At 65.9% G+C, this 18,049-nt stretch carries 14 protein-coding genes; 8 read left to right on the top strand and 6 right to left on the bottom strand.

Translation table 11 applies throughout. From position 1 onward, the window contains the following. Positions 1-328 precede the first annotated feature (328 nt). Together VNH11_13515 and VNH11_13510 are read left to right on the top strand one after the other, a co-directional pair. On the top strand, positions 329-1,261 hold the full coding sequence (locus tag VNH11_13515; protein ID HVA47382.1) for a glycosyltransferase family 2 protein: 933 nt from the start codon (positions 329-331) through the stop codon (positions 1,259-1,261). 150 nt (positions 1,262-1,411) lie between these two features. Then, positions 1,412-3,169, top strand: a complete 1,758-nt coding sequence (locus VNH11_13510; GenBank protein ID HVA47381.1) for a hypothetical protein — start codon at positions 1,412-1,414, stop codon at positions 3,167-3,169. On the opposite strand, the gene VNH11_13505 is transcribed toward VNH11_13510, so the two are convergent. Together VNH11_13505 and holA are read right to left on the bottom strand one after the other, a co-directional pair. Then, positions 3,111-3,929, bottom strand: a complete 819-nt coding sequence (locus tag VNH11_13505) for a class I SAM-dependent methyltransferase (protein HVA47380.1) — start codon at positions 3,927-3,929, stop codon at positions 3,111-3,113. The genes VNH11_13510 and VNH11_13505 overlap by 59 nt on opposite strands. Before the next feature lie 165 nt (positions 3,930-4,094). Then, positions 4,095-5,129, bottom strand: a complete 1,035-nt coding sequence (gene holA / locus VNH11_13500) for a DNA polymerase III subunit delta (protein ID HVA47379.1) — start codon at positions 5,127-5,129, stop codon at positions 4,095-4,097. A 136-nt stretch (positions 5,130-5,265) separates the two neighbouring features. Between holA and VNH11_13495 the strand changes: the two genes are divergently transcribed. The 4 genes from VNH11_13495 (at position 5,266) to VNH11_13480 (ending at position 14,738) form a co-directional block, all read left to right on the top strand. Beyond that, entirely contained in the window at positions 5,266-5,508 is a 243-nt protein-coding gene (locus VNH11_13495) for a hypothetical protein (GenBank protein ID HVA47378.1), read from the top strand. Then, positions 5,486-5,860 carry a helix-turn-helix transcriptional regulator gene (locus VNH11_13490; protein ID HVA47377.1) on the top strand — a complete coding sequence of 125 codons (375 nt, stop codon included), beginning with the start codon at positions 5,486-5,488 and terminating at the stop codon, positions 5,858-5,860. The genes VNH11_13495 and VNH11_13490 overlap by 23 nt, the downstream gene beginning before the upstream one ends. 79 nt (positions 5,861-5,939) lie before the next feature. Continuing rightward, positions 5,940-8,390 (top strand): SUMF1/EgtB/PvdO family nonheme iron enzyme, encoded by a 2,451-nt coding sequence (locus VNH11_13485; GenBank protein ID HVA47376.1) that lies wholly within the window; start codon positions 5,940-5,942, stop codon positions 8,388-8,390. 123 nt (positions 8,391-8,513) lie between these two features. Beyond that, complete coding sequence (locus tag VNH11_13480) at positions 8,514-14,738, top strand: TIGR03118 family protein (protein HVA47375.1); 6,225 nt, start codon at positions 8,514-8,516, stop codon at positions 14,736-14,738. Here the strand turns inward: VNH11_13480 and VNH11_13475 are convergent. Continuing rightward, entirely contained in the window at positions 14,722-15,195 is a 474-nt protein-coding gene (locus tag VNH11_13475) for a thioesterase family protein (GenBank protein HVA47374.1), read from the bottom strand. The genes VNH11_13480 and VNH11_13475 overlap by 17 nt on opposite strands. Before the next feature lie 259 nt (positions 15,196-15,454). On the opposite strand from VNH11_13475, the gene VNH11_13470 reads away from it, so the two are divergent. After that, the gene (locus VNH11_13470; GenBank protein HVA47373.1) at positions 15,455-16,201 is read left to right on the top strand and encodes a CPBP family intramembrane glutamic endopeptidase; all 747 of its coding nucleotides are present in this window, start codon (positions 15,455-15,457) and stop codon (positions 16,199-16,201) included. 317 nt (positions 16,202-16,518) lie between these two features. After that, a complete protein-coding gene (locus VNH11_13465; GenBank protein ID HVA47372.1) occupies positions 16,519-17,103 on the top strand; it encodes a hypothetical protein in 585 nt (194 codons plus the stop codon). A gap of 33 nt (positions 17,104-17,136) precedes the next feature. On the opposite strand, the gene VNH11_13460 is transcribed toward VNH11_13465, so the two are convergent. From VNH11_13460 to VNH11_13450, 3 genes are all read right to left on the bottom strand, one after another. Next, the gene (locus tag VNH11_13460; protein ID HVA47371.1) at positions 17,137-17,262 is read right to left on the bottom strand and encodes a hypothetical protein; all 126 of its coding nucleotides are present in this window, start codon (positions 17,260-17,262) and stop codon (positions 17,137-17,139) included. 129 nt (positions 17,263-17,391) lie between these two features. Next, positions 17,392-17,622 carry a hypothetical protein gene (locus VNH11_13455; protein ID HVA47370.1) on the bottom strand — a complete coding sequence of 77 codons (231 nt, stop codon included), beginning with the start codon at positions 17,620-17,622 and terminating at the stop codon, positions 17,392-17,394. Positions 17,623-17,632: 10 nt separating this feature from the next. Next, on the bottom strand, positions 17,633-18,049 hold a 417-nt coding region (locus VNH11_13450), incomplete at its 5' end, for an SUMF1/EgtB/PvdO family nonheme iron enzyme (GenBank protein HVA47369.1).

Raw genomic sequence — 18,049 nt, 5'->3', positions numbered from 1 at the left:
GGACGTTTCGCATGCCGCTCTTCACGATCCGCTTCTATGGCGAGTCGAGTGCAAACTCGCGAGTGCGCGTTCTAATGGGGCCCAAAGTGCAATGGATGCTTCACCTTTCAGCCGGAGCCGACGACGTGCGTCTCGTGGCTGGGCTAGCTTTCATCCACCGCCAGTGGTGGTGCTACAGTTGAATCCGGGCAGCTAAAGAGGCAACTAACGAGGCAACGGGGCCGGCGCCATGGCCGTCGGTAAACTGCTCTTTGGTCATTCCAAAGGCTCGTGGTATAAGCCGTTGCAGGAAACGTCAATCAGAGAGCGTACCCCACGGAGACCAGGCATGGAAGCTTGGCAAACGCAGTTGCTGGCTGCACCGGCGGCCGAGGCGCAGGTGCAGGTCCAGCTGACCGTGCTGCTGCCCGCCTTCAACGAAGAACAGGCCGTCGAACGGGTGCTCGGCGAAATTGTCGAGACGCTGGCCGATGAGCCGCTATGCTATGAAATCGTGGTGGTCGACGACGCTTCGACCGATCGCACCGCCGAACGGGCCGAGCGGTTCGCCGCCGACTGCTGGCAATGCCCGGTGCGCGTGGTCCGCTGCCTCGAAAACCGCGGCGCCGGGGCTGCCCGCAAGGTGGGCATTCGCCAGGCCCGGGGTGAAATCGTGGTCATGCTCGACGCCGACGGCTCCTACCCGGCCGATGCCATACCGGCCTTGCTGCGGTGGTTTCCCGCCTACGATCAGGTGAACGGTGCCCGGACCAGCGAGCAAGGAACGCTCCCTTGGCTGCGCAAGCCGACGAAGTGGTTTATCCGCCAGCTCGCGTCGTATCTGACCGGCCATAAAATCCCCGACCTGAACACCGGGCTCAAGGCGTTCAAGCGCGAGGCGATGCTGCCCTGGTTGTGGGTCGTGCCGGATGGTTTTAGCTGCGTCACCACAATGACGCTGGCCTTTCTTACCAATGGCTACGCCGTGAAGTATGTGCCTACCGCGTACCGGCCGCGCATCGGCCGCAGCAAGTTTCACCCGATCAAAGACACGCTGGCGTATTTGAGCACGGTACTGCGGATCGTGCTCTACTTCCGGCCGCTGAAAGTGTTTTTGCCGCTGTCGGGCCTGCTGATGGCGCTGGGCACGGCGAAAACCGCCTTCGATTGGTGGAGCACCGGCAGCATGCAGGAATCGGACATCGTGGTGTTCGTGGCCGGGTTTATGACGTGCATGATCGGCTTGCTGGCCGAGGTGATCGTGGCGCATTACCGGAGGTAGTAAGAGGTGTTGGGCGTTAGGCGTTGGGAACCGTAAGGTGGGACAAGCGAGCTTGCGAGCGCTGGCCCACCGTGATGGAGGTCGCTTTCGGTGGGCCGGCGCTCGCAAGCTCGCTTGTCCCACCTTACGATTGAGAACAAGGAACGCACGTTGACTGCACCATCCATTTGCAATTTGCAATTCGCAATTTGCAATTTGCAATTCCCTTTCCGGCGCGACCTTGACGCGCGGCTGCGCTACGCTCAGGCGGCGCTGGCGCACGTGCCGCGCTTGCTGGGCGCGATCGATCGCAATCCGTTGCACGCCAGCTACGGCTGCTTCGACCGCCAGTTTTGGCACTATCGCACCGCCAGCTTCCCCAGCGAAATGTATCAAGAAGCGGTCCTGCCGCTGGCTCTGATCTACACCACCCGGTTGCCAGGCAACCGCTGGCACGCGGAGCCGCAACTAAGAGAATGGGCCATCGCCGCACTGCGGTTCGCCGCCCGGTCGTCGCACGCCGACGGCTCCTGCGACGATTATTATCCCTTCGAGCGGGCGCTTGGGGCGGCGGTCTTCTCTCTGCAGGCCGCCGCGCGGGCATATCAACTCTTGGAACTCGACGATGCAGAAATCGTGGCCTGGCTCGAGCGGCGGGCCGAATGGGTGGCCAACCACGACGAAACGGGCCGGTTGGCCAACCACCACGCGCTGGCCGCGCTGGGACTCGCCCGGCTGGCCGAAATCACGGGCGACCGGACGTTTTCGGCTGCCGCCGACGACCGCGTGAACCGGCTGTTGTCGTGGCAGTCTTCCGAAGGCTGGTTCGAGGAGTATGGCGGCGCCGATCCGGGCTATCAGACCGTTACCATCGACGCCTTGGCCAAGTTGCGGCGGATGACGGGCGATGAGCGGCTCGATGAGCCGCTGCACAGAGCCGTCGCCTTCGCTCGGCTGTTTCTTCATCCCGACGGCAGTTACGGCGGCGAATACGGCAGCCGCGGCACGTACCATTTTTATCCGCACGGTTTCGAGCTGCTGGCCGGGCGGGACCCGGCCGCCGCCGACCTGGCTGACGCTTTTTTGGAATCGTTGGCCAAAGGTAAAACCGCCTCCTTCGACGACGACCGGATGTATGCCCATCGGCTGGCCAACCTGATGGAAGCCTACCTCGATTGGTCCGCGGAGCGGCCTCCGCCGCAGCCGGCGGCCGAGCGGCCACTCGTCCGATTCCTGCCGCACGCGGGAATGCTGGTCCACCGCGCCGGGAAGTCTTACACCGTCGTGTCCGCGGCGCGTCTGGGGGTGTTCAAGCGGTTCGCGGGTTCCGACTCTCCGTTTACCGATGCGGGACTCATTATCGAGACCACGGATGGCCGCCAGGCGGTATCGCAGTCGCACGATCGGAGCCGCGACGTACATTGGAGCGAATCGGGCGTGCTGGAGGTGTCGGGCAACCTGCACTGGGTGCGGCACGAGACGGCTACGCCGCTGAAACAGGCGGCCTTTCATCTCGTGATGTGCCTTGTGGGCCGCTGGTGGCGAACGCCGGTCCGGCGGCTGCTGCAGCGGAGGCTGATTACGGCGCGCCGCGTATGTCCCGTCCGGCACACGCGCCGCTTCGAGTTCGACGCGGCAGGCGAGTGCCGCGTTACTGACCGCATCGAGTTGCTCGATGACTCACTTCGAGTGCGGCGAATGGCACTGGCCAGCGACCTGCAGGCGGCTTACGTGGCGGCGGCGAACGTCTACCAGGAAGGCGTCGTGCAACCCTGGACTGACTTGAGTCACTGTTGCGACCGTCTCAATCGTGACCGCCAGACCGTCGTCGTGCGAGACCTGCGTGCCATGCTTTCCAGCCTACGCGACCTTATCCCGGCAGCCAAATCCGCGGCTCACTGCTTTGCACGCCCAGGCGGCGGGCCTTGATGCGCACGTAAGGCGGAAGGTAGCCGCAACGGTGAGCGAAGGTGCCGACGGCGGCGTCGGGCTTCGCCAGCAACGGCTCGACCAGGTCTTCGATCACAAAGCCGCAGCGACAGAGGCCGCCGATCAAATCCTCCCAGCGGTGAAGAAATTCGACCGTCCCTTCTTCGCGGTGCCGGCTGCCGACGACCGGCGGCAAGGGACCGCACCGATAATACGGTTCGATCACTTCATAGCCGTTCGCCGAAGGCCCGACGGCGGCTTGCAAGCTCGTTGGCTGCTTGTGTTGGCTGAGATACAGCCCGCCGGGAGCCGTCACACGGGCCACCTCGCGATACACGGCCCGCACGTCGGGCAAATAGCAGGTGCTTACCGGCTGCAACACAATCTCGAAGCTCGCGTCGGCCAGCGCGTTGAGATCGTCCATCGACGCTTCAATCACCCGGATGTTCAGCCCGCGCTCGGCGGCCACCTGACGGTCGAGAGCCAACATCTCGGGGCTGAGGTCGACCACCGTCACCTCGGCCCCTGCGCTGGCATAGAGTGCGCTTTGGCGTCCACCGCCGCTGGCCAGGCACAAGAGCCGTTTGCCCGCAACGCTGCCGCCCAGCCAGCCCAGCGCGTCGGCGGTGCCCAGCGGATCACGCAGGTCGTCGTCGGGCGCCGGGGTCGTGAAACATTGCTTCTTGCGGACCAGCGCATCCCACGCGCGGCGGTTTTGATCGCGAACGGAGACGGCGAATTGCGGAGTTGCGTCAGACATCGAGGGCAGGCATCAGGCGTCAGGGGTAGGGCGGGACCAGCGAGCTTGCGAGCGCCGGCCCACCGTTGGAAAGGCGTCAGGCGTCAGGCAAACGTCAATTCAAGTATTTTTGAACCCTGAACCCTGTGATGGTGGGCCGGCGCTCGCAAGCTCGCTGGTCCCACCCTACGCGCCCGCTCCGAGGCGGACGACGAGCTGCTCCAGCACGGTACGGGCACGGGCGGGCGCGGAGCTGGTGCCTTTGAGCGCCAGGTCGGCTTCCAGCAGCCAGCGATAAAGCTGGCCCGTGCGTTGGCGGCCCATGCGGCGAAGCTGGGCCTCGCTTTTCTGGATCACGAACGATTTGAAGCCCGCCAGCTCCAGTGCCTGCCGCAGGTTCGGCCGCCCGCCGGAAGCTTCGGTCTGTTCGATGGTGCGGGTGGCGGCGGCGAAACGACGCAAGGTCGCGGCAATCTGGCCCATGATGGCAATCGGGTTTTCGCCGGCCAGCAGCAGGCGGTCAAGCTCGACCAGCGCCTGGCGGGTGCGGCCTTCGACGGCGGCATCGAGCATGTCCCAGGCCGTCTTGGCGCGCCAGCCGCCCACAAGCTGCTGCACCAGATCGGCGGCGATCGGCTGGCCGTTGGCGGCGGCGGCCAGCTTGGCCAGCTCCTGGTCGATCAGGCCCAGTTCGGGGCCGATGATCTCGACCAGCGACTCGGCGGCCTCGCGTTCGAGTTTCGCCGCGTGCCGGTCGCGGGCCAGCGTGGCGAGCCACTTGACCAGCCGGGCTTGGGGCGGCGACTTGCACTCCACCGCCAAGCCGCTGGCCGCCGTGTGTTTCGCCAGCCGCGTATTGCCCGGCCACGACGGCACCACCAGCACGAGCGTGCCGGTGCGGCTGGGCCGGGCAGCGTAGTCTTCCAAGTGGCCGCGGTGTTCCGAAACGAAATCGTCGGCATCGTCGACGACCACCAGCCTGCGGCCGCCGCCAAACAGTCCGACGGTGAGCAGCTCGTCCGAGACCGTCCGCCAATCGGCGCTGCGGCCGTCGAAGCGCGTGAGCGCGAACTCGGCTTCGCCGTCGCCGAGCACGGTCTTGCGCAACTCGGCCAGCAGCAGCCCCTTCAAGAACGGTTCATCGCCGAACAAGACGCACAGCGCGGGCGCCGGCGGATGCGTTTTTTCGGCCAGGTAGTCGAGAGCGTGAACGGCGGGCATGGGGACGATTGTAGCATCTGGGCGAACCGTTGACATGGCCCCGCAGGTCCCCGACGAAGATTGACTGGAATACGCATAATGCTATCATAGAAAAATCATACCCAACGTACTGCTCGAGCAAGACGCCGCGAAAGCGTTGGGCGATTTGCCCAAGCCGATCAAGTCGCGGATGGTCGAGTTGCTGGCGCGGCTGGCCGATTGGCCAGATGTCAGCGGAGCGAAACCGTTGCGGGGCAACCTGGCTGGTCATTATCGGCTGCGGACGGGCGACTATCGCCTACAGTTTCGCGTCGAGGCGCAGCAACTGGTGTGGAGCGCGTCGGGCATCGCGACCGATTCTATGACGAGGGTGAAACGTGATTGCGTTGCAGCGAATTGAAGTGGCGGGCCAGCGGTTCGTTTTGTTGCCGGAAGCGGAATACGATCGGCTGTGCGCCAAGGCGAGCGAATCGGTGCCCATCACCGACGACGGCTTGCCGCCCTTGCCGAAACCGGACAAGCAGGGGCGGTTTCCGGCGGTCGAGTATGCGCGTGTTTCGCTGGCCCGCGACGTCATTCGCGACCGTCGCGCTGCGGGGCTGACGCAACAAGACTTGGCCAGCCTGGCCGGCACGCGGCAAGAAACCATCTCCCGCATCGAAAGCGGCAGCTACACCGCGTCGCACAAAACGATCGACCGCATCGACCGCGCCCTGAAGAAGGCGATGGCCAAGCGGCGGAAAGGCTGGTGATACGCGGCCCGTCCTTCACTGCCGCAAGTCTGCGCGGTAAGCTGTACGTGGGCCACGTATCCAGCAAACCGAAGGAGCCATGCGAGAGAGCTTCGATCCTTATCGCAAATGGCTGGGCATTCCGCCCAAGTACCAGCCGCCGAACCATTACCGACTGCTGGGCGTCGAGCGGTTCGAGGACGACCCCGACGTGATCGAGGCGGCGGCCGATCAGCGCATGGCGCATGTGCGGAACTACCAGACCGGCCAGAACTCCGCGCTGTCGCAAAAGATCCTCAACGAGCTTTCCGCGGCCAAGATTTGCCTGCTCGACGCGCACAAAAAGTCGGCCTACGACGAAAAGCTGCGTGGCGAGTCGGCGGTCGCGATGCGTGATTCTGCCGCCGGCCCGAGCACCAAGACCGACGGAGAAGAGTTGCTCGCCGCGATCGACACCGGCCAGAGGCACGGAATCTCGCCGTCGTTGCGAGGGACCGGCCGGAAGCGGCGGCCGGTTTGGCATGCTCCGGCCGTCGTTGCCGCCGGAATGCTGCTGGTCGTGTCGATGGTCGTCTGGCTAAGTGCCAAGAGCGGCCGCCAGGTATCGACGCAGACGGTCGCTCCGTCAATCACTCAAAGCAGAGCCGCGGCCGGGCCACCCGCGGTACCCGCGCACGAGGTGGATGAAAAGGTGGAAAACGCGCGGACGCCGGGCGACTCTCCCGCGCAGGACGGTGGCGAAACGAAATCGGCGGTTTCCTCAAGCGACCCGACGCCGATGCCCGCGGCAGGGGGCTCCGGCACCGATCGAAAGGTCACTGATGGCCAGCAGGGCGCGCCCGACGCACAAGTGGCGCCAAACGCCGGGCCGCAGATCGTCGACTCGCCGCCGCCAGGTTCGGCGGCGCCGGCTTCCGTCGCCGCGTCGACGGAGGCCGAGCGAATTGACGAGGGAACCAGGTACGCGGCGCCCAAGGACACCCGCGCGGCCGCCCCCACCAGGCTGGCCCTGCCGAGCGCGGACGCATTGGGCAAGGCCGAACGTCTGATTCGCGAGACGTACGAACGCGAACTGGCGGGCGACGACAAGGCGGCGGCCGCGCGGGCACTGCTGGCCGCCGTCGCTGAAACGTCCGATCCGTCCGAGCGGGCCGCATTGATCTCGACCGCGGCCGATCTGTCTGCCAGGGCAGGCGACCTGCGGTTGACGTTTGATGCCCACGAAACGTTGGCCCGCTACTTCGTCTTCGACGCCCCCGCGGCCAAGATCAAGACCTTGGAAGAAGCGGCCCGGACGGTCCGAGCGAACGACGCGCGAATCGCGCTGGTGAACGGCGCGATGGACCTGATCGACGAGTTGTCGCGGGCCGCGCGTTACGACCTGGGCGAGCGCGCCGCCAAGGCGGCCCAGACCGTCGCCGCGCGCGTCAAGGATCCGGCCCTCCGCAAGCAGGTCGCCAACAAGCGTGCGGACCTGGAGAAGCAGCGCAAGCTGCACGACGCGCGAGAACGGGTGCTGGCGCAGGCAAGGCGCGAGTTGGCCGACGACCCGGACGACGCTTCCGCCAACGAGACGCTCGGTAAATACCTCTGCTTCGAGATGAACGATTGGCCGGCCGGCTTGAAGCACTTGGCTAAGTCATCGCAAGGGAAGTTGCGGGATGCCGCGCTCGCCGATCTTGAGAGCGAAGCGGAAGCGGAACGTCAGTTGGCGGTCGGCGACAATTGGTGGGACCTCGCCGAGGTCGCTGAGGGCAACCAACGCCCAGCTTGCCGCCGCAGAGCCGCCTTTTGGTACGTGCTTGCCCTGCCCAAGCTCACGGGCCTGATGAAGACGCGGGCCGAGAAACGCGTCGAAGACGCCGGCCCGATCGGTTTTGCCGGTCCAGCCGCCGGAGACGACAAATATGTGGATATTGTGCTGGCGCCGAAGACCACGCTACGTCTGGTCAGAATTCCCGCGAGCTCCGATGGGCGAGTTGGGTCTTTCTATCTGGGTCAGACCGAGTTGACGCAACGGCAGTGGATTGCCGTGATGGGGGCGGTGCCTTGGGAACAGCAAGCCCGCGCCGACGACCTGCCGATCGCCTTCGTCGCCTATGACGATTGCCAGGCGTTTGTCGACAAACTGAACCAACTCGTGCCGGCCGGTCCGTGGCGCTTCCGGCTGCCGTCGAAGGAGGAATTCGCGTACTGTTTTTTGGCCGGCCAGCAAGCGGAAACAGCGTATCAGCCGCAACCCACAAAATACGGATGGCTCGCCGACGAATCATCCGACGCTCCTCACGCGGTCGCGGGAAAGCAAGCCAATGCGTTTGCGCTGCGCGACATCCTGGGAAACGTTTGGGAGTGGACGTCGGACTGCCGGTATTATGGAATGGCCGCCTCTGACCGGCTGGGAGACAATCCGCGGCTCGCATTGGCGTTGACTTCCATTCCACCGCCCCGGGGGCAGGAGTATAAGACTTATCGGGGATGGAACCTGGGGCTGCGCATCGCTGCCGACGCGGCTACGGGAGCGGGACCACCCGCTCGCCAAACGCGGCAATAGGCGGGAAATCCTCCCGCCGGGTCGCTTTTTGTTTGCCCCGCTGGCCGGTTGTCGGTAGGCTTTACGGCATTGACGGGGGCAGGACCCGCCGCTTGACCCACCACGCCCTCCGAGGCGCCGCAGATGACTGCCTGGCGAGATGCACAGCGCACGCGCGTTCGACGGTGTCTGCTGCGCCGCCGCGCCGGGCAACGCATGCCCGAAACGCTTGAGCCGCGCTGGCTGCTCACCGGCGGCTTCCTGCCCTTGAACTTGGTCAGCGATCAGGCCAACACCGCACTCATCCAAGACGCGAACCTGGTCAACCCCTGGGGTATGGCGCTGGGCAGCAGCGGGGGCAACCTGTGGGTCGCCGACCAGGGCACGGGCGTCGCCACCCAGTACGACGGCGCCGTGGGCGGATCGGCTTTTGTGGCCAACTCGCTGGTGGTCACCGTTCCCGGAGGAGCCGAAACCGGGGTCGTCACCAATGGCACCAGCGACTTCAGCGTGCAATCGGGAATATCGAGCGGGCCGGCCTCGTTTCTGTTCGCCGCCACCGGCGGACAAATCAGCGGCTGGAACACGGACGTGCCGCCGCCCGCTCCCTCGACGCAGGCCCAGCTTGCGGCCGCCACCAGCGGCGCCGTTTATACCGGCCTGGCCCTGGGCAACAACGGCGGGCAAAACTTCCTCTACGCCGCCGAATTTCACGACGACCGCATCGACGTCTTCAACGCCACGTTTCAGCCGGTCATGCCATCGGGCGGATTCAACGATCCCAACCTGCCCGCCGGATTCGCGCCCTACAACGTCGTCAACATCGGCGGCCAACTCTACGTCAGTTATGCCCAACAAGACGCCGGCGGACAGAACGCCGTGGCCGGAGCGGGTGACGGCTACGTCGACGTCTTCAATCAAAACGGCGTGTTGCAAAAAGAGCTGATCGCGGGCCAGCCGCTCAACGCGCCCTGGGGCATGGCGCTGGCGCCCTCGAACTTCGGCGATTTCGGCAACGACCTGCTCGTGGCCAACAACGGCGACGGACTGATCCATGCCTTCGATCCGCAGTCGGGAACGTTGGTGGGAACGCTCACGCTGCCGTCCGGCTCGCCGCTGACCATCGACGGTCTGCGCGGTCTCAGTTTCGGCAATGGAAATACCGTAGGCAATCCGAACGAGTTGTTCTTCTCCGCGGGAAGCGACGGCGGCCAGCATGGCCTGCTGGGCGCGTTGGTGAGCGCCCAAGGAGTCAGCATGGCCGCGCAGGGGACGGCCGTCGATGCCACCACGGGCGTCTCCTTCAACGGCACGCTGGCCGTTTTTTCCGACGCGCAAAGCTTCCCGCTCGGCAGCTTCATGGCCACGATCAACTGGGGCGACGGAACCAGCGCGTCGGGCACGGTCACCTCGCTTACGGCCGGCGGCTTTGCCGTCAGCGGCAGCCACTCCTACATGTTTGGCGGCCCGAAAAACATCTCCATCCAGATCCGCGACCCGGTGGGAAACACCGCCAACGCCGGCGCCGTGGCGAGCGTGGCCTCGCCCGGCCTATCGATGACCGGCTTGACGATCGTGCCCACCGAAGGCGCCGCCTTCAGCGGCCCCGTCGCGACCTTCACCGACGGCGACGGCAACACATCGACCGCCGCCTACACGGCCACGATCGTCTGGGGCAACGGCACGACCGCCGCGGGCACGGTTTCTTTCGGCGGCGGCAAGTTCTCGGTGCTCGGCACGCAAACATACGCCGACGAAGCAAGCGAGGCGGTGAGCGTCATCGTCCGCGACTTCGACGGCGCGAGTGCCACCGTCGCCGGCAAGGCGAACGTGGCCGATGCGCCGTTGACCGGCACGCAAGCGAGCATCGCAGCCACGCTGGGCGCGACGTTCAGCGGCAGCGTGGCATCGTTTACCGACGCCAATCCGAACGCCACTACCAGCGACTTCACGGCCACGATCGACTGGGGCGATGGAACGTCGTCGGCCGGCATCGTGTCGGCCGCGGCTGGTCCCGGCGCGCCGGGGTTCAATGTGGTCGGCAGCCACACTTACGCGCAGGCCGGCTCGATGACCGCCACCGTCACAATCAATGACGTCGGCGGCAGCCAGGCCGCGATCGACGACCCGGCCAGCGTGGTCGATATCGACGTGCTCGGCGCGACGCTGGCGAGCATCGCGCCCACCGAAGGCACCCCGGTCATAGGAACCATCGCCACGGTCGTGGATAGCAATCTCGCCACGACGGCCGGCGAGCTGGCGGCCACAATCGTTTGGGGCGACGGAACCACGACCCTAGGCACCATCACGGGGGCGGCCGGCGCGTTCGTGGTTTTCGATGCCCATACGTATGTCGGCGAAGGCCGTTTTCCGTTCAGCGTCACGGTCGATCACGTGGGCGGCACGGCCATCGCCACGGACCAAACCACGATTACCGTGGCCGACACCGGCACGCTTTCCGTCAGCGGCGCGGCCTTCACCGCGACCGAAGGCGAAACCTATAGCGGCGAGGTGGCCACCGTCAGCGATACCTACGCCGCGCCGGCCGCCGACTTCACGGCCACGATCGCTTGGGGCGACGGCACGGTCAGCACCGCCTCCGTCAGCGGACCCAACGGACACTTTACGTTGAGCGGCACGCACGTCTACCTCGAAGCGGGAACGTATTCGCCCGTGGTTTCGATCGCGGATCTTCCGCCCGGCAGCATCTCGGAAACGGCCACGCTGACGACCGCGGTCGCCGACGCGCCGATCGCCGCGACCGCCGCAACGTTGCACTCGACCGAGGGCCAGGCGGTTTCCGGCACCGTCGCCACCTTCGACGATGCGAGCGCCTTCGGCGCCGCGGGCGACTTCCAAGCCACGATCGACTGGGGCGACGGCGCGACCACGACCGGTACGGTATCGGGCAGTCCCGGCACGCCGGGGTTCGCCGTGGCCGGCACGCACACCTATACGATCGGCGGAACCTACGCGGCGATGGTCACCATCGACGACACCGGCGGCAGCACGGCCACCGCGACTTCGAGCGTACACGTGGCCGACGATCCGTTGACCGCGGCGGGCGTGACGATCGCCGGCGGCGAGGGTCAGACGTTCACCGGTCCGGTGGCCACGTTTGCCGACACCAATCCCGGCGGCGGCGACGTGGCGGACTATTCGGCCACGATCGACTGGGGCGACGGCGGCACCACCCAGGCTTCGATCGCCGGCTCGGCCGGTCACTACACGGTAAGCGGCAGCCATGCGTTCGTCGATGTAAGCGATGCCGTGGTCGTCGCCATCCACGACCTCGGCGGGGCCTCGGCCACGGCGACCAGCGGCGCCACGGTGGCCGACGCCAACACGTTGACGCCGCTGGGACCTGGTCAGGGCTCGACCCTTTCGGCCACCGAGGGCCAAACGCTGAGCGGCTTGCTGGCAACCTTTGCCGACAGCTATTCCGGCAATCCGGCCAGCGATTTTTCGGCGTCGGTCGATTGGGGCGACGGGCAAACGACGACCGCCGACGTCACCGGCCAGGCTGGCACGTTCACGGTGAGCGGCAGCCATGTTTATGCCGAGGCGGGAAATGACACGGCCCACGTCACGTTGCGTCACATCGCCCCAGGCACCGCCAACGCGACCGCCGACACGGCGATCGACGTCGCCGACGCGACGCTGTCGGCCAGCGGCGCCACTTTGTCGCTGACCGAAGGCGGCACGTTCGCCGGAAGCGTGGCTTCGTTCAACGACGCGAACAAGCTGAGCGCGGCCGCCGATTTCACGGCCACCATCGAGTGGGGTGACGGCACGTCGGCCACGGCAGGCACCCTCTCGCAAGTCGCCGCCGGCAGTTTCGTCGTGACCGGCAGCCACGTCTATGCCGACGATGCGAACAATTTGCCCATCATCGTTGTGATCAGCGACCGAGGCGGCAACGCGGCCACCGCCGCGGGCGCGGCCACGGTTGCCGACGCGCCTTTGACGGCGGCCGACGCGACGATCGCCACCACGGAAGGGCAGAACTTTAGCGGCGCGGTGGCGACTTTCACCGATGCAAACCTCAATGCCACCACCGCCGACTTTACCGCGACCGTCGATTGGGGCGACGGCACATCGGCCTCGGCAGGCACGATTTCGCAGGTCGCCGCCGGCAGTTTCGTCGTGATGGGCAGCCACACCTATACCGAAGCGGCGGCGAACGTACCCATAACCGTGACCATCGACGATCGCGGTGGCAGCACCGCCACCGCTGATTCGCAAGCCAACGCCGGCGACGCCTTGCTCACCGCCCACGCCGCGACCTTCACCGCGACCGAGAGCGTCACCTTCGCCGGCGCGGTGGCCACGTTCAGCGATGCCAATCCCAATGCCACGACCGCCGACTTCACGGCCACCATCCATTGGGGCGACGGCAGCGCGCCGGCGACGGGCACCGTTCATGCCGCCGCGGGAGGCTTCGTCGTCAGCGGCAGCCACCTCTATGCCGAGGAAGCTGCCCGGCAAGTGAGCGTGACCCTCCGCGACGTCGCCGGCAGCAGCGCCACCGCCACCAGCACGGCCGACGTGGTCGATGCGCCGCTGACGCCCGGACTTCCGCTGACGATTGCGACCACCGAGGGCGCGCTGTTCAGCGGCACGGTAGGCACGTTCACCGACTTGAATGTGGGTGCCCCGCTGCATGATTTCACGGCCACGATCGGCTGGGGCGACGGCGGAGCGAGCCTGGGCACCGTTCTTGCGGCGCCCGGCGGCGCCTATGTGGTCAGCGGCTCGCACACCTACACCGCGCCGGCGGCTGGCTTGCAGATCAGGATCCAAGTCAACGACATTGGCGGCGGCGGCACGATCGTGCCTGCTTCGGTCCACGTCGCCAGCACGCACTTTGTGGCCTCCGGGGCGACCATCGCCGCCTTCGAAGGCGCGGCCTTCAGTGGTATTGTGGCCACCTGCGACGATTCGAGCACCAACCCCGCAGATTATTCCGCCCTGGTCGAGTGGGGCGACGGCACGACCAGCGCCGGTACGGTGGCACCCGCGGTCGGCGGTGGATTTGCGATCGGCGCCACGCACACGTTCCAGCAGGCCGGCACGACGCACTTTACGGTCGTCGTCACCAATGTCGCCCTCGATCGACTGACCGTCGTCAGTCAGGCCAATGTGGCCGACCCGCCGCTCACTCCGCAGGGCATCACCATCGCCGCGACCGAAGGGACTGCCTTCAGCGGCCCGGTTGCCACCTTTGCCCAATCCGGAGGCGCCGTCGCGGACTACTCGGCCACTATCTTGTGGGGCGACGGCCAAGCGTCGACGGGCACCGTCACCACGGCGGCCGGCGGCGAATTCGTCGTGCTCGGCTCCCATCTCTACAGCGAGGAAACGCAAGGGGCGGCCGTGACGGTGGCCGTCAAGAACGTCGGCGGGGCACAAGGCACCGCCGCCAGCACGGCCAACGTCGCCGACGCTCCGCTCGCGCTGTCGCCGCTCGGCGTCCAAGTGCCCTCCGGCGGCGCGGCCGACCCTCTCGTGCTCGCCACCCTGACCGATGGCGGCGGGGAACCAGCCGCCGACTATTCCGCCACGATCGACTGGGGTGACGACACGAGCTTGACGGGCGGCACGCTGCTCGTGTCGGGCACGACGCTGCAAATCGCCGGCAGCCATGACTACGCGCTACCGGGCAGCTACCAGGTCGTCGTGACGGTGCATGACGACGGAGGCAGCACCGCCAGCGCGACGGCCACGGCCACGGTGGCGCCGACGGCCAATCAGCTTTTCATTGAAGCGGCCTATCGGGATGTGTTGGAGCGGCCCGTCGATTCGTCGGGGTTGCTCTATTGGAGCAATCAGCTTGCCGCCGGGCAGCCCCGCTCGGCGGTCGCCGATGCCATCGACCACAGCGCCGAGTATTTCGGGCTGATCATCATCGCGCCGGCCTACGAGCGCTATCTGAACCGTGCCGCCGATCCGGGCGGGTTGGCCTACTGGACCGACCAGATGCAGAATCACGGTTTGACCGACGAACGGCTGGAAGCCGGCTTTATCGGATCCGCCGAGTTCTACGCGCGCGCCGGCGGAACCGATCAGGCGTGGATCGACGCCATGTATCGGGACCTGCTCGGGCGACCTGCGGATGCATCCGGCCAAAGCTTCTGGCTGGCTGAACTTGCCGCCGGCGCTGACCGGGCCGACATTGCCTATGGCTTTGCGGCCGGCGCGGAACGCGAAACGCAACGCATCACCGATGATTTCATGCGCTACCTCGGCCGCCAGCCGGATCAAGCGGGGTTGGAGTTTTGGCTGGGACAGTTTGCCGCCGGGGTCACGAATGAAAGTCTCATCACCGGTTTCGTCGCCAGCGACGAGTATTTCAAGGAGCACGCGTGACGTCAGACGACAGCGATTTGCCTTCCATCTGTTCGATCTTGCGGCGCATGGCGTCGGGAATGGGAATCGGCGACTGACTGCGGTAGTCGAACACGACCGCGGTGGAACTCGCGTCGGCTACGACTTCCTGTTGGGCCTCGCTGTAGATCAGATGTTCCATCGTAAAGCTCGTGCGCCCCAGCCTGGTAATGCGTGCCCCCACCTGGATCTGATCAGGATAGGTCACGGGCCGGCGGTAGTTGCACCCGATCGCCGCCAGGATCGGGCCAACCCGGTCCTTCTCGATCATGCCCCACAGCCCAAGTTCTTCCAGATATTCGATCCTGGCCGATTCGCACCAGCGGAAATAGATGATGTTGTTCACGTGCTGCAGCGCATCGTGGTTGCCCCATTCGACCGGCAAGAGGATGACGATCGGCCAGTCGGCCAGAGGCGCGGCAAGGTTGGTGGGGTGCATAGGGTTCGGGGTTCGGGGTTCGGGGTTCAGGGTTCGGGACTCGGGGGTTGGGGTTGGGGGAAATTGCAAATTGCAAATTGAAGATTGCAAATTGAGAATTGACCCTCTGCCTACCGTCCGACCGACCTTTGATCGTAACGCAAGAGCGCGTCCTCCGCACGTCTACTTTGACCGCTCGTGCCCGTGAGCATAACCTGAATCCCGGCGCGCCGGGAAACCCTGAACCCTGAACCGCGAACCCTGAACCCTGAACCCTCCCATGCAGACCAACGATCCGACAGCAACGCCCGCAGCACGAGCGGCCCAGTTCGCGGCAATGTGCTTCGCACTGGCGCTGCCGACCATCGGCACGCTGGCCTACTTCGTGCTTCTCTCCGGCAGCCCGATCACCCGCGCGGTCTATGTGGTCAGCAAAGTGGTGCAGTTCGCCTTTCCCATCGCCTGGGTCGTGCTGTTCGAGCGGCGGAAGATTGCCGTCGTACGACCCTCGCTTTCGGGACTCGGCGCCGGGGCCGTGCTGGGCATGTTGGCGGTCGCGGCCATGTTTGGGCTGTACTATGGTTACTTGCGGACGGCTCCCGTGATGGCCGACGCGCCGCGGGCCATTGCCCATCAAATGAGCGACTTCGGCGTCGCCTCGCTCGGCGGCTTTCTCGTCTTGGCCGGTTTTATCTGCCTGGTCCATTCGTTGGCCGAGGAATACTACTGGCGGTGGTTCGTGTTCGGGCAGCTTCGCGAGAGCCTGCCGCTGGCGGCGGCCATCGCCATTTCCAGCCTCGGCTTCATGGCCCATCACGTGCTGGTGGTGGGCAAGTTCCTGTCGGGCTATGGCCCGTTCACCTGGTTTTTCTCGCTCTGCGTGGCGACGGGCGGGGCGCTTTGGGCCTGGCTCTATCACCGCACGGGCACGCTCTACGGCGCCTGGCTCAGCCACTTTCTGGTCGACGCCTGCCTGATGTGGGTCGGCTACGATCTGTGGAGCCGCACGTCCGCGGGTGGTTTCTGACGGTGAAGCCTCCGAGAACGTGGAAGCGCGGCGGAGCTCCGCAGGTTCAACCAACCAGATTGATGCCGGTGAGTTTGTGTTGCGGCTCGGCGGGCGTAGAATGATTGGGAAGGTTGATTGAGGAGCAAAACGTGCGATACGTCACAACATCGAAGTGGCTCACCACGATTGTTTTAGCGTCCGCGTTGGAACTGCTTGGCGGCGACAGTAGTTTCGGCCAGATAGCCCCCGGAGCACCGGGCGGAGTCGGCATGGGAGGGGCTGCCCCCGGAGGATTTGCAATGGGGGCCGGAGGCGCTAACGGCGCAGGTTTCGGAATGGGCGCCGGAGCGGCCGGATCCGGCTTCACCGGCAGCGGCGTGGGCATCGGCACGTTCCCGTCGTCTCCCGGAGCGCATGTCGGCACCATGCTGCCGGGCCCGAGGGGGAACACCATCCAGCAATCGCCCGGCGTCAACGGATTCGGCACCGACCTGGGCATTTCGGGCGGCATTGCTCCCACGCCGCGATTCGGGGAGCCTCGCTTCGGCCGGATCCGGCGCCGCGGCAGCGAGATACCCATCGGACGCGGACGAGGGCCGGTGCCCGACGGCGGCGAACCCAATCCGGCCGAGACGCTGCTCAAAGACATGGAAGGCACGAACTCCGGACGCCGGTCCGGGCACGCCGCGATTCTGCCGGCTCCCCGGTATCGGCGCAGCCACCACGGCTTGAGCAGCGAACCGCTGGCGTTGAGGTCCGACCGCGTCGAGGAACAAGCAGTCTACTTTGCCAAACGCGGCGACTACGAAGATGTGGTTTATCGCACCCATCAGGGAGCTTATCGACGGAATGAAGCGGGCCGTTCTGCCGGTAACCGCGCCGCGCCACGTCCGTCGCGAAGCCAAACGAGAAGCAAGTGAGCAGGCATATCCGCATTGGCAGGCCGGGATGCCTCACTTTTGCGGACGTAAATCGACGGTCACCGTCACGGGCATGCCTTGCCGCAGCATGCCGTCGTCGTTGTCGACGATCACGCGCAGGCGGTAAACCAGATCGGTCCGCAGCTCGCGGGTTTCCACGGTCTTGGGCGATCTCTTCAAAGACAGCGTCGATGAAGTCGACGGCCCCATGGACGCCGTGCGGGCGGAGATGCAATTGACCACCTCGCCGTAACAGGCAGAGTACTTTACTTGATGAGGGCTGGATTCCTACTTTCGGCCGCGACTGCGCCAGGCGAAGAGGCGAAGGCCGATGGCGCCCGCGGCCGCCAGCGCGACCAGCGCCGTTCTGACGGCAAACTGGTCCGTGGAAACGGCGGGCCCGTTGACCCAATAGAGGAACGGGGCCAAGGCCAGCGTGGTCCAGCAGCAGAACTCGGCCCACTGCCGGACTTCCCGCGGCGTCAGTTCAGGTTCTCGCTCGGGCCTGTCTTCAGTCATGGCACGGAATCTATTCTCCCACCTCGCACACGACGCGGAAACCCACAAACGGGCTTTTTTGCCAGGGAGACATGATGGGGTAGTTGATGCGGCAAAGCTCGCCCACGAAAATCCAGTCGCCGCCGCGCACGACCTTGAGGTAGCCCCGGTCGGGTCCCTGCGGATCGTCCAGCGGCGAACGGCCGTAATACGTGCGGTCGAACCAGTCGCCGCACCACTCCCATACGTTGCCCCGCATGTCGTGAAGCCCAAACGCATTGGCCGGATAGCTCCCGACTTTGGCCACGGCGAGCGCCGGCTCGATGCCCGCCGCTTCGCCCGACTTGTCGTCCGGCGTGCGCCGCGCGCTCCAGCGATACGCCTCGCTCTTGCCGGCCCGGCAGGCGTATTCCCACTCGGCCTCGGTCGGCAATCGGTAGCGCCGATG

The organism is Pirellulales bacterium (genome assembly GCA_035533075.1).
In the GTDB taxonomy this organism is placed as follows: Bacteria; Planctomycetota; Planctomycetia; order Pirellulales; family JAICIG01; genus DASSFG01.
Note: the sequence above shows the minus strand (reverse complement) of the source record. Positions and strands in the feature narration are given on the sequence as shown.

Excerpts from the sequence above, each read along its gene's own strand:
- VNH11_13515 (HVA47382.1), top strand. The coding sequence starts at position 329 with ATGGAAGCTTGGCAAACGCAGTTGCTGGCTGCACCGGCGGCCGAGGCG.
- VNH11_13505 (HVA47380.1), bottom strand. The coding sequence starts at position 3,929 with ATGTCTGACGCAACTCCGCAATTCGCCGTCTCCGTTCGCGATCAAAAC.
- holA (HVA47379.1), bottom strand. The coding sequence starts at position 5,129 with ATGCCCGCCGTTCACGCTCTCGACTACCTGGCCGAAAAAACGCATCCG.
- VNH11_13485 (HVA47376.1), top strand. The coding sequence starts at position 5,940 with ATGCGAGAGAGCTTCGATCCTTATCGCAAATGGCTGGGCATTCCGCCC.
- VNH11_13480 (HVA47375.1), top strand. The coding sequence starts at position 8,514 with ATGACTGCCTGGCGAGATGCACAGCGCACGCGCGTTCGACGGTGTCTG.
- VNH11_13475 (HVA47374.1), bottom strand. The coding sequence starts at position 15,195 with ATGCACCCCACCAACCTTGCCGCGCCTCTGGCCGACTGGCCGATCGTC.
- VNH11_13470 (HVA47373.1), top strand. The coding sequence starts at position 15,455 with ATGCAGACCAACGATCCGACAGCAACGCCCGCAGCACGAGCGGCCCAG.
- VNH11_13465 (HVA47372.1), top strand. The coding sequence starts at position 16,519 with ATGGGCGCCGGAGCGGCCGGATCCGGCTTCACCGGCAGCGGCGTGGGC.
- VNH11_13455 (HVA47370.1), bottom strand. The coding sequence starts at position 17,622 with ATGACTGAAGACAGGCCCGAGCGAGAACCTGAACTGACGCCGCGGGAA.